General features: G+C 32.7%; 15 protein-coding genes, 1 tRNA gene and 1 pseudogene. 12 read left to right on the top strand and 5 right to left on the bottom strand.

The genetic code is table 11. The features are described from left to right. Window positions 1-204 precede the first annotated feature (204 nt). The 4 genes and pseudogenes from CHRY9293_RS18835 to mce form a co-directional block, all read right to left on the bottom strand. Window positions 205-291, bottom strand: coding sequence for a hypothetical protein (locus CHRY9293_RS18835; protein ID WP_238476825.1), 87 nt, complete (start codon window positions 289-291; stop codon window positions 205-207). A gap of 12 nt (window positions 292-303) precedes the next feature. Then, a pseudogene (locus tag CHRY9293_RS18710) lies at window positions 304-527 on the bottom strand (transposase); the annotation flags it as partial. Window positions 528-705: 178 nt separating this feature from the next. After that, a tRNA-Ile gene (locus CHRY9293_RS11260) sits at window positions 706-779 on the bottom strand. Window positions 780-842: 63 nt separating this feature from the next. Then, window positions 843-1,241: a methylmalonyl-CoA epimerase gene (mce, locus tag CHRY9293_RS11255; protein ID WP_162033068.1), complete on the bottom strand. Its 399-nt coding sequence runs from the start codon at window positions 1,239-1,241 to the stop codon at window positions 843-845. Window positions 1,242-1,327: 86 nt separating this feature from the next. Here mce and rbfA point away from each other — a divergent pair, with 86 nt between their 5' ends. From rbfA to CHRY9293_RS11220, 7 genes are all read left to right on the top strand, one after another. Continuing rightward, complete coding sequence (gene rbfA, locus CHRY9293_RS11250) at window positions 1,328-1,687, top strand: 30S ribosome-binding factor RbfA (protein WP_122546203.1); 360 nt, start codon at window positions 1,328-1,330, stop codon at window positions 1,685-1,687. A gap of 5 nt (window positions 1,688-1,692) precedes the next feature. Continuing rightward, a complete protein-coding gene (locus CHRY9293_RS11245) occupies window positions 1,693-2,898 on the top strand; it encodes an ABC transporter permease (RefSeq protein ID WP_162033067.1) in 1,206 nt (401 codons plus the stop codon). A 48-nt stretch (window positions 2,899-2,946) separates the two neighbouring features. Continuing rightward, entirely contained in the window at window positions 2,947-4,728 is a 1,782-nt protein-coding gene (locus CHRY9293_RS11240; RefSeq protein ID WP_162033066.1) for an endonuclease, read from the top strand. A gap of 60 nt (window positions 4,729-4,788) precedes the next feature. Next, on the top strand, window positions 4,789-5,526 hold the full coding sequence (locus tag CHRY9293_RS11235; protein ID WP_162033065.1) for a shikimate dehydrogenase family protein: 738 nt from the start codon (window positions 4,789-4,791) through the stop codon (window positions 5,524-5,526). A gap of 75 nt (window positions 5,527-5,601) precedes the next feature. Beyond that, entirely contained in the window at window positions 5,602-7,410 is a 1,809-nt protein-coding gene (locus CHRY9293_RS11230) for a DUF349 domain-containing protein (RefSeq protein WP_162033064.1), read from the top strand. 61 nt (window positions 7,411-7,471) lie between these two features. Beyond that, complete coding sequence (gene ribD, locus CHRY9293_RS11225) at window positions 7,472-8,491, top strand: bifunctional diaminohydroxyphosphoribosylaminopyrimidine deaminase/5-amino-6-(5-phosphoribosylamino)uracil reductase RibD (protein ID WP_162033063.1); 1,020 nt, start codon at window positions 7,472-7,474, stop codon at window positions 8,489-8,491. 150 nt (window positions 8,492-8,641) lie between these two features. Further along, a complete protein-coding gene (locus tag CHRY9293_RS11220) occupies window positions 8,642-9,247 on the top strand; it encodes an IMPACT family protein (RefSeq protein ID WP_228455517.1) in 606 nt (201 codons plus the stop codon). Here the strand turns inward: CHRY9293_RS11220 and CHRY9293_RS11215 are convergent. Further along, complete coding sequence (locus CHRY9293_RS11215; RefSeq protein ID WP_162033062.1) at window positions 9,244-9,954, bottom strand: zinc metallopeptidase; 711 nt, start codon at window positions 9,952-9,954, stop codon at window positions 9,244-9,246. The two genes, CHRY9293_RS11220 and CHRY9293_RS11215, sit on opposite strands and share 4 nt — an antisense overlap. Window positions 9,955-10,060: 106 nt before the next feature. Between CHRY9293_RS11215 and CHRY9293_RS11210 the strand changes: the two genes are divergently transcribed. From CHRY9293_RS11210 to CHRY9293_RS11190, 5 genes are all read left to right on the top strand, one after another. Then, on the top strand, window positions 10,061-11,188 hold the full coding sequence (locus CHRY9293_RS11210; protein ID WP_162033061.1) for a GNAT family N-acetyltransferase: 1,128 nt from the start codon (window positions 10,061-10,063) through the stop codon (window positions 11,186-11,188). 450 nt (window positions 11,189-11,638) lie between these two features. Then, entirely contained in the window at window positions 11,639-12,010 is a 372-nt protein-coding gene (locus CHRY9293_RS11205; protein WP_162033060.1) for an NADH-quinone oxidoreductase subunit A, read from the top strand. A 22-nt stretch (window positions 12,011-12,032) separates the two neighbouring features. Further along, complete coding sequence (locus CHRY9293_RS11200) at window positions 12,033-12,593, top strand: NADH-quinone oxidoreductase subunit B (protein WP_122546194.1); 561 nt, start codon at window positions 12,033-12,035, stop codon at window positions 12,591-12,593. Between the two features lie 6 nt (window positions 12,594-12,599). Further along, on the top strand, window positions 12,600-13,094 hold the full coding sequence (locus CHRY9293_RS11195; RefSeq protein ID WP_162033059.1) for an NADH-quinone oxidoreductase subunit C: 495 nt from the start codon (window positions 12,600-12,602) through the stop codon (window positions 13,092-13,094). A gap of 47 nt (window positions 13,095-13,141) precedes the next feature. Continuing rightward, a complete protein-coding gene (locus CHRY9293_RS11190; RefSeq protein ID WP_122635524.1) occupies window positions 13,142-14,365 on the top strand; it encodes an NADH-quinone oxidoreductase subunit D in 1,224 nt (407 codons plus the stop codon). Window positions 14,366-14,404 lie beyond the last annotated feature (39 nt).

The following is a 14,404-nucleotide window of genomic DNA, read 5'->3' as shown; positions in this document are numbered from 1 at the left end:
AGCAGAGTCTTTTAATGCGAAAATCAAAAACTTTAGATTGCAACTAAGAGGGGTAAAAGACAGAACCTTTTTCTTATTCAGATTATCCAAACTTTTTGCATAGCCCCCAACTTTTGCGCCTGATCCTTAAAAAGCTGCTTTTTGAAGTTTTTTATTTTTAATTTTTGAAAAATGAAGCTAAACAAGTCAAAAAGACAGTTTGTTTTAGGGTGCTTTTGACATTTTCTTTAGATTGTGAGCAATGGCAAGTATGGTTATTTCTACCTCGACCTTATTTTTTCCTCGAAGCATGAATCGTTTAAAATGGATGTTTTCTTTCAAGCCCTGCTCCATTTTGCGGCTTGAATAGATATTACTTAAATAGCCATAAATCAAAACTTTCAAAAGCATTTTCGGATGATAACAAGAGGTTCCGCCAGGTTTATTTTCATTAAACTCTTAATATCCAAGCCATCAATAATGCCTGAAACAACTCTAACAGGGTGCTTTTCATCTATCAACTCCGATAAATTCGGAGGAAAAAGCAAGTTTTCTTTGGGATTGTAATCTTTTTAAAGATTACTTTTGAAGAAGTTAACACAAAGCAAATTAATCAATTTGCAAATAATAGGAAAGCTTGTGCTTTTCTTTTTTACATAATAGAGGCTATCTCTTTTGAGACAGCCTCTATTAAAATTTTCGAAGAATTGTCTATCTTCAAAACCGTGGTCCCACCTGGGCTCGAACCAGGGACCACCTGATTATGAGTCAGGTGCTCTAACCAACTGAGCTATAGGACCTCAAAACTTTGGTTAAATTTTGTGTTTGCAAAAATAGTAAAATTTATTTCATTACAAAACTTTTTATTGCTTTTCTTGACAAAGTTCTACCAGCACTCCGTTTGTAGATCTAGGATGTAGAAACACAACTAATTTGTTATCAGCGCCTTCTTTAGGCTCTTCGGAGATAAATTCAAATCCATTTTTTTTTAATCTTTTTATTTCTTCTAGGATATTTTCTACTCCAAAAGCAAGATGATGGATACCTTCTCCCTTTTTTTCTATAAATTTTGAAATTGGACTTTCAGAATTACTGGCTTCTAAAAGTTCAAGTTTACTTTCTCCCATTTTATAAAAAGAAGTAATTACTCCTTCCCTATCTACACGCTCTTGTTTATAAGAATTTTCACCTAAAAGTTTAGTAAAAAGTTCATCAGAAACCCCTAGAGATTTTACGGCTATACCAATATGTTCTAACTTCATAAAAATAATTAAATTGACTGTAAAGTTAATGTAGTCTCAATTTTCAACCTATCAATTCAAACAAAAATACTAAATTTGCACAACTTATGGAAAGTAACAGACAAAGAAAAGTAGCACAGATTATACAGGAAGATTTCGCAGAACTTTTCCGAAAACAAGCTGCAGAAAGCAAACAAAGCATTTTAGTAACTGTTTCGGACGTTAAAGTAACGGCTGATTTGGGGATTGCTAAAATATATCTAAGCATATACCCTCAGGAACATCGTAAAGCTATCATGAAAGAAATTGAGGAGAACAAAACTCAATACAGAAATTTCATTGGTCAAAAAATGGCCAAACAAGTACGTGTAATTCCACAACTTAATTTTTACCTAGACACTTCTCTTGATGATGTGGAGAGAATTGAAAAAGAACTAAAAGGAGAAGGAGATAATCCTGTTTTATAATCAATTTGAGAAGCATAGCATTCTATATCGCATCAAGATACCTTTTAGCCCAAAAAGGGAGCACTGCTGTTACATTTATTACTTGGTTAGCTGTAGGAGCTATGACAGTTGCTGTAACGGCAATGTTTGTGATCATTTCGGTTTTTTCTGGACTTGAGGATATCAATAAGGATATGATTTCCAATCTCCATGCTGATTTAACCATAAAAAGTACAGCAGGCAAAACTCTCCAAGACTTACAAAAAATTAACACTGTCCTAAAGAATAATAAAGAAATTAGCAGCTTTTCTAAAATAATTGAAGAAAAAGTATATATAAACTATAATGGCAAAGGGGATATTGCCTATCTAAGAGGCGTAGATTCAGCTTATACTAAAGTAAACCCTATTAATCAAGATGTTTTTTATGGTGCCTATCCAAGCTTCCAATACTCTAATGAGGTACTCATGGAAAATAGCTTAGATAATAGATTATCCATACCGGTAGAATCAACAGGAGATTATGCTACGCTATTCATGCCTAAACCAGGAACAGGAATTATTAATAAAGAAGAAGATATCTACAATAAAAAAGATATTTTGATTACGGGAGTATTCCCTGGCAAAGGTCAGATGGACAACTACATTATTTCTCCCATAGAGTTAACTGAAGACTTACTCAATTTACCAAAAAAATCAGCGTATCAAATTGTTATCAAATTAAAAAATGCAGAAAATGCAGATTCTGTCAAGCAAAATCTACTTCGTTCTTTAGGGAAAAACATAGAAATCAAGACAAAAGAAGAAGAAAATGCCGCTTTCTGGAAAATGATCAATACCGAAAAGCTTTTTATTTATCTGATTTTTGCTCTAGTTATTTTTATCACAACTTTTAATTTAGCCGGTGCAATTATTATATTACAGCTTGATAAAAAAGAACAGGCAAAATCTCTTATTTCATTAGGTTTTTCATTTGCTTATTTAAGAAGAATATATTTTTACACAGGTGTTCTCATCGTGAGCTCCGGAATTATTTCCGGACTTATATTAGGTACCCTATTATGCTACTTTCAACTCTACACAGGGGTTTTTAAGGCCACAGAAAGCTTACCTTTCCCCGTAAAAATTGTTATAAAAAACTATTTTATCGTTTCACTTACAGCCGCATTATTTGGCTACATCATCTCTTGGGTATTCTCTAAAATAAGTAAAGAATATATTACTAAAAGTTAATATTCACACCGTAGAGATTTTCTGTACCTTTGCCGGCAATAAAAAAACATGAAACGAAATCTACTACACTTTCTATTGATCTTCCCATGGATCAATCTATTTTCCCAACTCCCCCAAGGATATTATGATACCACAGCAGGCCTGTCAGGCGCCCCTCTTAAAACCGAATTGAGCCAAATTATTACCAATGGACATCAAGATCACGGTTATGGAGGATTATGGATAGCCTATCAAACTACGGATCGTGATTACTTTTATGAAAATGATGGGACTATTCTTGATATTTACTCAGAAAACCCTATAGGTCCCGATCCTTACAATTTTAATTATGGAACAAATCAATGTGGTACATACAGCAATGAAGGTGATTGCTACAACAGGGAGCACATTGTCCCCCAAAGCCTTTTCAATGAAGCATTCCCCATGAAATCTGATTTACATTTCATTCGCCCTACTGATGGAAAAGTAAATGCAATGAGATCAAACTACCCTTTTGGTAAAGTAGGTACAGCAACCTATACTTCTCAAAATGGATCTAGATTAGGTAATTCCATTTCTTCAGGATATTCAGGAACGGTATTTGAACCTATTGATGAATTCAAAGGAGATATAGCCAGAATGATACTGTATTTTGCGACAAGATATGAAAACAAGCTTTCAACTTTTAGCACAGGAAATATGTTAGGAGGCTCCGCCTTTCCAGGATTACAAATATGGGAACTTAACCAGCTACTGGCTTGGCACAATTTAGACCCTGTATCAACAGTTGAGATTGCTAGGAATAATGCATCTTACCAATACCAAGGTAATAGAAACCCATTTATTGACCATCCAGAATATGTAGAAGAGATCTGGGGAAACCTAATTGATGATACAGAGCCTCCTACCCCAGCTACAGATTTATTAACAACAGGAGCAACATCCAATTCAATATCTTTAAGTTGGACAGCCGCAACAGATAATATAGGAGTTACCGCTTATGATATATACACAAACGGAACTTTAAAAACTACTATTTCAGGAACGACAATTACTATTTCAGGGTTAGCACCATCTACAACTTATAGTTTTTATGTTATTGCTAAAGATGCAGCAGGAAATTCTTCTCCACAAAGCAATACCACAACAGGATCTACTCTCCCATCACAATCAGGGGAAAATACCAGCTGTGGATCAGAAAATTTTGAAAGCATTCCTACTATATCAAGTTCAAGTTATCTAATCCGAAATTGGACTAATAATAACATTTCATGGGCAGCAACAGACGCCAGAACAGACCAAACAATTAATGGAAAAGCCATCACTATCAGAAATGGAAATGTAACAAGTACAACAATTTCTGATGGCATTGAAAGCTTAACATTAACCACTCAATTAAAATATAGTGGAACCCCTGGAACTCTAAACGTTGAAATAAATGGTATTTCAGTAGGTACAATTCCCTATAGTTCAAATGTTAGCACTACAACAATTAATAATATCCATATAGCCGGGAATATTATCATAAAAATAATCAATTCAAATTCTAATAGAATTGCTTTAGATGATCTTTCATGGACATGTTATAGTAGTGTATTAAAAACATTGGAAACCAATAAAGATAAACTCCTGAGTATATCTCCCAATCCCATTAAAAATGATGAGCTTGTCGTAAAAGGTAGAAATCTAAACACAATTTACAAAGCAGAAATATATGATCTATCAGGGAAATTAATCCAAAAATTCACACATCCCTTCAAATACTCTAATAAATTAAATGTAAAAGGAATATCAACGGGAACTTATATTTTTACAACCAATATGGGCTCTATAAAGTTCATTGTTGAATAGAATATGAAAATATTTTTTATAAAAGACCGGCTTATTCGGTCTTTTTTATATTTTTGAAATATGGACAACAATAAAAAACTAGGGTTAATTGGAAAAAATATTTCATATTCCTTTTCAAAAAAATTTTTTGAAGATAAATTTCAGAAACTAATGCTGAAAAATTACTCCTATGAGATTTTCGATTTAAATGAAATTGATGAAGTTAAAAACTTATTTTTAACCCCTGGCCTTTTGGGATTTAATGTTACAATTCCATATAAAGAAAAAATCATCAATTATTTAGATGAACTAAGTGATGAAGCGAAAAATATAGGTGCTGTTAATTGTGTATTGATAGAAAATGGAAAGAAGATTGGATATAATACGGATGCTTTCGGATTTGAAAAAACGTTACTTCTTCATAAAAAAAAACATCACAATACAGCATTAATTTTAGGTAATGGAGGTGCTGCTAAAGCAGTTCAATATGTGCTGGATAAAAATAATATTCCTTGCCAAATCGTTTCGAGAAATACCACCCTTAATTTTGATAATTTGAATAAAGATATTGTTGATCAGCATAAAATTATCATCCAATGTACCCCAGTTGGAACCTTCCCACACATAGAAGATTGCCTGGACTTTCCTTTTGAGGGAGTTTCAAAGGAACATCTCATTATTGATTTAATTTATAACCCAAATTATACAAAATTCATTATCAAAGCATCCGAAAAAGGAGCAAAAACAGTAAATGGATATTATATGCTTGAACAACAGGCGGAAAAAGCATGGGAAATTTGGAATTTTCAAAAAAAATAACATAAATTAGTACATTGTTTAGCTTTTTTACTATATATTTAAAGGATATTAATGCCATCACATAAAAGATTTGCTATGATTACAGAAAACCATCTTTCTGAAAACGGAGAAAAGAAAAATCCTAACGAAGAATTTGAAAAAATGACATCAGAAAATCAAACTTTCCAAAATCAAACCCTACATGAAGACGAAATAGATCATCATATAGAGGAACATCATGATGTTGAAATTTCCTTAGGAGACGCTTTAAAAGAAATGGAAAGAATGATCAATTCTCCTGATGCTGGTGAAAATTCAAAAAAATTCAATCAACTAAAGGAAAAAGCAAGTCATTATATCCACGATGAAGTGGAGGATAAAAAACATGAATATATAGAAGCAGGAAACCCTCCTGAAAATTTCAGTTATGAGCACCCTTTTCAAACAAGATTTTCTGCTCTAATAAATATTTTTCGGGAAAAGCATGACATTTATCAAAAGAAACAAGAGGAAGAACAAAAGAAAAATCTGGAATACAGACAAAGTATTATAGAGAAGCTTAAAAACCTTTATACAAATTCAGAACCTGGAATCAATCTCTTTAAAGTAATCCGCGAAATAAAAGAAGATTGGTCGAAAGCCGGGCAAGTTCCAAAATCCGAATTCAAAATTCTTAATAATAATTACTTCCACCATTTGAATCAGTTTTATCAAATGTTGGATCTGAATAAAGAATTCTTAGAACAAGAGTATAATCATAATCTTGAAAAGAGACAACATATTATTGAAAGAGCAAAAGAGCTTGAAAACGAACCTGTAATACAAAAGGCATTAAATGAATTACAATATCTTCATAAACTCTGGAAAGAAGAAGCTGAACCTGTAGCGGAAGAGTTCCGTGAAAAAACATGGGAGGAATTCAAAGAAATTTCAAATAAAATCCACGAAAGAAAATCAGAACTTTCCGTTGTAATTGAAGCCGAACAAAATAATAATCTTGAAAAGAAAAACCAGATTATTGCCGAAATAAAAAAACTATCCAACCCTTCTGATGAACCCAACCACAATTACTGGCAAAATGCAATCAAAAGGGTCGAAGATCTTCGTTCAGAATTTTTGAAGACCGGAAGTGTTCCAAGAAAATTATCCAATCAAAACTGGAATGAATTTAAAACAACCCTTAGAGGCTTTAATACAACTAAAAATACGTATTATAAATCTCTAAAAGGTTCCCAGCAAGCCAATCTTGAAGAAAAATTAAAATTGATTCAGACAGCTAAAGATAATATGAATACCGAAGATTGGGATATTGCGGTTCCTCTATTTAAAAAACTTCAAGAAGATTGGAAAAAAATAGGACATGTTCCTAAAAGCATGACTAATAGGATTTGGGATGAGTTCCGGGATGCTTGTAATACATTTTTTAATAACTACAGAGAAAAAAGTAATGTTTCTACAGATAATTGGAAAGAAAATTACAATAACAAAAAAGCACTTCTTGAAGATCTGAAAACAGTTACAAATGAAGACGGAAGTATTGAACGAATAGAAGCTATTAAAACAGCATGGAATAATATAGGAAAAGTTCCAAGAGACAAAATTTCTATTAATTCCGAGTTTAATAAAACGTTGCGAGAGAAATTGAAATTGAATAAGATCAATGAGCTCGAACTTAAAGAAGAGGGATTAACTGAAAATCAGCTTACAGATAAGGCAAGAAAGATAAAAAGTCAAATATCCGATCTAGAAGCTGAAATTGTAAAATTAGAGAATAATTTAGCATTTTTCAATAAACCTTCAAGAGAAAACCCTTTATTAAAGGACACTTATAATACAATAGATGAAAAGAAAGCTCATCTGGAAAATCTAAAACAAAATCTCCATAATATCATTGCTGGAGAATAAATAATTGAAAAAAATACTAAGGCGAAGCAAAGAAATTTGTCTTCGCTTTTTCTTTCATAATATGCAAGACGAATTATACATCAAAAGATGCATTGAACTAGCTCAAAAAGCATTAGGTAATACTTATCCCAATCCTTTAGTAGGAAGTATTATCGTTCATAACGGAAAAATTATTGGAGAAGGCTATCATCATAAAGCCGGAGAAAATCACGCTGAAATCAACGCTATAAATTCTGTACAAAATAAAGAACTTATTCCAGAATCAACCATTTATGTTTCTTTAGAACCCTGCGCTCATTATGGAAAAACACCTCCGTGTGCCTTAAAAATAAAAGAGCTTGGATTTAAAAAAGTAGTTATTGGAGCAATGGATTCCCATGATAAAGTTAACGGAAAAGGAAAAAAAATCATCCAAGATTCAGGTATCGAAGTGATATCAGGCATTTTAGAAAAGGAATGTATTGAATTGAACAAAAGATTTTTTACTTATCATGAGAAAAAAAGACCTTACATTATCTTAAAGTGGGCTGAATCGGGAGATGGATTTTTAGATAAAGATTTTAAACCTACAGCAATTTCAAATACTTTAGTTAATCAATTTGTGCATCAATTAAGAGCCGATGAACATGCTATTTTGGTGGGAACATATACTGCATTAAACGATAACCCAAGTCTTACCGTAAGAAACACTACCGGAATAAATCCTACAAGAGTATTAATTGATTTTGACTTAAAAGTACCTCCACACTTTAATATCTTCAACAAGGAAGCTAAAACCCTAGTTGTTAATTCTATAAAAGAAGGATCTAATGAAAACATTCAATTTATCAACATCGACAAAGAAAACTTTTTATTAAATTTAATGAGTGTGTTGTATAAAGAACAAATTCAATCCATAATCATTGAAGGAGGCACCTATACATTACAACAATTTATTAATGCGGATCTTTGGGATGAGGCTATTATTATTAAAAATGAACAGCTACAACTTGAGAACGGGACAAAAGCTCCTACATTCCCACACTTACCCAATAAAACTATTAATTTTAGTGACAATATTATTCAAAAACACATTCATTAATTATTTTACATGGCAATTGGTATATCATTAAAATAAAAAAAAACGATTATTACCAAAAAGAGAGAGAAATACAAAAATATTTACAGAACAAAAACATGCCATTCTGTCGTACAATGGATAATAAGTAAATTTGCAAAAAAAAATAAAGACTTGACTTTCGCCTATAAAACTCTAGAAGCCCCTATAGAAAACACTCTAATTAAAGAAAAAGGGAGTAAGTTCCTAGGATTTGCTTATCCCGTAAACAATGAAGAGGATATTAAAAAGATGTTAGATAAAGTAAGATCTGACCATCCTAAAGCTACCCATCACTGTTATGCCTTCAGAATAGGTATCAATGGAGAAAACTATCGCGCCAATGATGATGGAGAACCTTCTGGAAGTGCAGGATTACCCATTTACAACCAATTACTGGCTCATGAAATCACTAATGTTTTAATTATTGTTGTGAGATATTATGGAGGAACAAAACTTGGAGTCTCAGGGTTAGTAAAAACCTATAAAGAATCTGCAAAAATCACCTTAGAAGAAGCCAATATTATCATTAAAGAATTGGAAACTAAAATCGAAATTGTATTTAATTTTAATCAACAAAATACAATCTTCACTTTACTTTCTAAATTTGATGCTAAAGTTTTGAATTTTGAAACGAATAATAATTGTACTCTTACCGCTTCTTTAAAAATGATACAAAAAGAAAACATCTCAGAAAAACTATCTGAGATGCAATATATTACTTTTAATTATATAGACTAATCCCTTCTTCCTCCCATCAATAAAGATGCCCAATAAAGAAGCTGAGCCAAAGATCCAATAGCAGCTACCACATACGTTCTTGCAGCCCACTTAAGACTATCCTGTACTCCTATAAATTCTTCTGACGTCACTGTACCTGTTTCTTTAAGCCATCTCATAGCTCTATTACTTGCATCATATTCCACAGGAAGTGTTACAAAAGCAAAAAGAGTCGTAAAAGCAAACATGATCACTCCGATCATTAAAACCAATGTATTTCCTTTAGGGTTTTCGAATGTCTGAGTTGCTGTCATAATGACAATACCTGCAATAAGAACAAACTGCATCAGGTTAGAACTGATTTGAACCACCGGAACAAGCTTTGAACGCAGCTGAAGCATTGAATATCCTCGTGCGTGTTGTACAGCATGTCCACATTCATGAGCAGCCACAGCAGCCGCAGCAGCATTCCGTTGCATATACACTCCTTCTGAAAGATTCACAGTTTTATTTTCAGGATTATAATGATCCGTTAATTGTCCTGGAACTGAAATTACCTGTACATCATTAATGCCATTATCCCTCAACATCTTCTCTGCCACCTCTTTACCTGAAAGTCCATTTTTGAGATGTACATTGGAATAATACTCAAATTTAGATTTCAACTTCCATGAGATATACCAACTCACTAGCATCGAAATTCCAATTATAATATAATAGCCCGTCATTTTCTAATAACTTTAATATGTATTTATGCTTTATATTATGTAAAAACTGTGCCAAAGTATTACGTTTAATTATTTATATTTGTTGCTTAATTACCCTATTAATACTATGTCTAAAGTTTCGATTATTGAAGTAAAAACTGCTGAACAATTAAAACAATTTGTACAATTTCCAATGGATGTTTACAAAAACAATCCCTATTTCGTTCCCTCTTTTATAAATGATGAAATGAATGTATGGAATCCGGCAGAGAACCCTGCTCTTCAATATTCTGAAGCTAAACAGTTTTTAGCCTATAAAAACAATACAATCGTTGGACGAATTGCTCTTATTATAAATCATAAAGAAGAAAAGGAGCTTGACATCAAAAAAGTTCGTTTCGGATGGATAGATTTCATTGATGATGAAGACGTTTCCAAAGCTTTGATCCAAACTGCTATAGAATACGCCAAAGAAAAGAACATTCCTAAAATTGAAGGTCCTATGGGTTTCACAAACCTTGATAAGGCCGGAATGTTAACATTCGGATTCGACAAACTCGCGACCATGATTGGAATTTACAATCATGAATATTATCCAAAACACATTGAAAAATGGGGATTAACAAAAGAAAAAGAATGGGTGGAATTTGAAATTATTTTTCCAGATTCTTTACCTTCTAAAATTTATAAGTTTAATGAGTTAATTTCTCAAAAGTATCAACTAAAAGTTTTAAAATTCAATAGCAAAGAAGAAATTTTACACTATGTTGATGCCATGTTTGATCTTTTAGACGTGACATACAATCACCTTTCAACATACACACCAATTTCGGAGGAACAAAGAAAGACATATAAAGAAAAATACTTTAAACTAATAGATAAAGATTATATCGTTTGTATTGTAGATTCCGATAATAATTTAATTTCATTTGCTATCACAATGCCTTCTTATTCAAAGGCATTACAAAAATCAAAAGGAAAATTACTTCCATTCGGATGGTGGCATTTCTTAAGAGCAGGAAAGAAAAATGAAAGAGCTAATTTTTATTTAATTGGAATTCATCCGGATTATCAAAGACGAGGAGTAACATCTATTATATTCAAAGAGATTTTTGAGACATTTAAGAAAAAAGGAGTGAAATTTTTAGAAACGAATCCAGAATTGGAAGACAATAAAAATATCCAGTTATTATGGCAAGATTATAATCCTGTTAATCATAAAAGAAGAAGAACATATTCGCTAGCAATAGAATAGAGTAATAAGTTTAACTAAAAAGATTTTTTTTAGAATTATTCAGAGGTAAAAAGTATGCGTCACCAAAATACATTTAATAAAACCATTTTAATTCTATTTTCAAATAGTTCGTTATAATTTTTTTATAACCTCGTTATTTGTAAGTTTACCATATGAAACCACAGCTTATTATTTTTACAGTTTTAATTATTGGATTCATCATCTACAATCTATTTTTTCAAGTTCAGGATGATAAAATGAACACTTTAATTAACATAATATATACGAGTATTCTCTTTGCTTATATTTCCTTCATTGCCTACTCTGTTCTGAGAAAAATGAAGAAATAACTGTTATTTTTACTGATTCTAAATTATCTATTTTTCCTATTTTAATCCTACTTTTAGGCCGATAAATTTCATGCTTTCTTGTTTATTCGCTAAATTTGCAAATTGAGATAATAATGCAAAAATGAATTTACCTGAAAGTTATATTCCAATACTCATTCAAGCATCTGTAGCAGTGGCATTTGTAGCTGTTTCTTTGCTTGGAGCTCATTTCTTAGGTCCTAAACAGAAAAAAGGAAATTCTGTTAAAAATCAAAGTTGGGAATGTGGAATCCCGGTAGAAGGAAATGCAAGAACACCCTTTTCAATCAAGTATTTTCTGACTGCTGTATTGTTTGTACTATTCGATATTGAAATCGTATTTTTTTATCCCTATGCTGTAAACTTTCGAGAATTTGGTGTTCAAGGATTTTTAGCTGTACTTGCGTTCGTGGCAATTTTCTTCGTAGCATTTTTTTATGTATGGAAACGCGGCGCTTTAGATTGGGATAAATAAAAAACTTATTTAAGAAGAAATTATGTCAGATAAAAAACCAATAATAAAAACAGATGCACCAGCTCCTGAAGGATATGAAGGAGAAGGTTTTTTCGCAACGAAACTGAGTAGTGTAATCGGAATGGCAAGAAAATTCTCTCTTTGGCCGTTACCTTTTGCAACCTCTTGTTGTGGTATTGAGTTTATGGCGACCCTTAACCCTACGTATGACGCATCGAGATTTGGAATGGAAAGAAACTCCTTTTCTCCAAGACAAGCAGATATGTTGATGGTTTGTGGAACTATATCCAAAAAATTAGGACCTGTTCTAAAAGAAGTATACACTCAGATGGCTGAGCCTAAATGGGTTGTAGCCGTTGGAGCATGTGCTTCCAGTGGGGGTATTTTTGATACTTATTCTGTCCTACAAGGAATAGATAAAATTATACCTGTTGACGTGTACGTTCCTGGATGTCCTCCTAGACCAGAACAAATTATTGAAGGAGTTATGCAAGTTCAAGCTTTAGCGGAAAGTGAAAGTCTTAGAAGAAGAGATACTCCTGAATATCAAAAATTATTAGATTCTTACAACATAAGCAACTAAACAGAAATGACAAACGAATTTGTATTAGAAGCTATCACAAGAGAATTTCCGGAATCTGTAATTTCGAGTTCAGAACCTTATGGAATGTTAACTGTTGAAGTAAAAAAAGATGATATTAAAAAGATTATTCATTATCTGAAAGACTCATCTTTAGAAATTAATTTTCTTACAGATATTTGCGGAATCCATTATCCTGAATTTCCCGATAAAGAAATTGGCGTGGTTTATCATTTACACAATATGATGACCAATTTCAGACTACGTTTGAAAGTTTTCATGTCCAGAGATCATATTGAGGTAGACTCCCTAGTAGAATTATATGCCGGAGCAAATTGGATGGAAAGAGAAACGTATGATTTTTACGGAATTAAATTTAAAGGACACCCAGATCTCAGACCTATTCTAAATATGGAAGATTTAGGGTATCATCCGATGTTAAAAGAATATCGTCTTGAGGATGGCACAAGAACAGACAAGAACGATAGTATGTTCGGAAGATAAAAAGCGGAAGGCAATTAGCCAAAAGCAAATAGCTAAAAGCAAACATTATGAAAGATAACTCATTATCTAATATACTTAACCAATACGAAAGTAAAGAACAAATTGATGGGCAATTATATACCCTCAATTTGGGACCAACTCACCCTGCTACACATGGAATTTTCCAAAATGTGTTAACAATGGATGGAGAAAGAATTCTTCATGCTGAGCAAACAGTTGGATACATTCACAGAGCATTTGAAAAGATTTCTGAAAGAAGAAATTATGCTCAAATTACCACTCTTACGGATCGTATGAATTACTGTTCCGCTCCCATTAACAATTTAGGCTGGCATATGACCGTTGAAAAACTAATTGGAGTTGAAGTGCCCAAAAGAGTTGACTATATGCGGGTGATTCTTATGGAACTAGCAAGAATTGGAGATCACCTTATTTGCAATGGAGTAACCGGAATGGATTCCGGTGCGATTACAGGCCTTACTTATATGTTCATCGAAAGAGAACGTATTTATGATATGTATGAACAAATATGCGGGGCAAGAATGACAACCAATATGGGGAGAATCGGAGGCTTCGAAAGAGATTTCACACCTAAATTTCATGAACTAATTAAGGATTTCCTCAAAACTTTTCCACCACGATTTAAAGAATTCTGTACTTTACTAGAGAGAAACAGAATTTTTATGGATAGAACTATTGGAGCAGGTGCTATTACTGCCGAAAGAGCATTAAGTTATGGTTTTACAGGCCCTAATTTACGTGCAGCAGGTATAGATTATGATGTTCGAGTAGCACAACCTTATTCTTCTTATCAAGATTTTGACTTTATCATTCCGGTAGGAACTGCAGGCGACACTTATGATCGTTTCATGGTTCGTCAGCAAGAGATATGGGAATCCATTAAAATTATCAAACAAGCATACGAGAATCTTCCGGAAGGTGATTTTCATGCGGATGTTCCTGATTTCTATCTTCCTGAAAAAGCAGATGTTTATCAAAAAATGGAAGCCCTGATTTACCATTTTAAAATTGTAATGGGAGAAACTGAAGTACCAAAAGGTGAAGTTTACCATGCCGTAGAAGGAGGTAATGGAGAACTAGGCTTTTACTTAGTGAGTGATGGAGGAAGAAGTCCATATAGACTCCACTTCAGGAGACCATGCTTCATATACTATCAAGCCTATCCTGAAATGATTACAGGTTCTGTAATTTCGGATGCGATAGTAACGATGTGTAGCATGAATATTATTGCAGGAGAATTAGATGCATAAAAAGAAAATCTTGGACATCTGATTGCAGATTCCGGATTT

The organism is Chryseobacterium potabilaquae (genome assembly GCF_902728265.1).
Lineage (GTDB): Bacteria > Bacteroidota > Bacteroidia > Flavobacteriales > Weeksellaceae > Chryseobacterium > Chryseobacterium potabilaquae.
The sequence above is the reverse complement of the archived record's forward strand: the minus strand, read 5'-3'. Positions and strand labels throughout refer to the sequence as shown.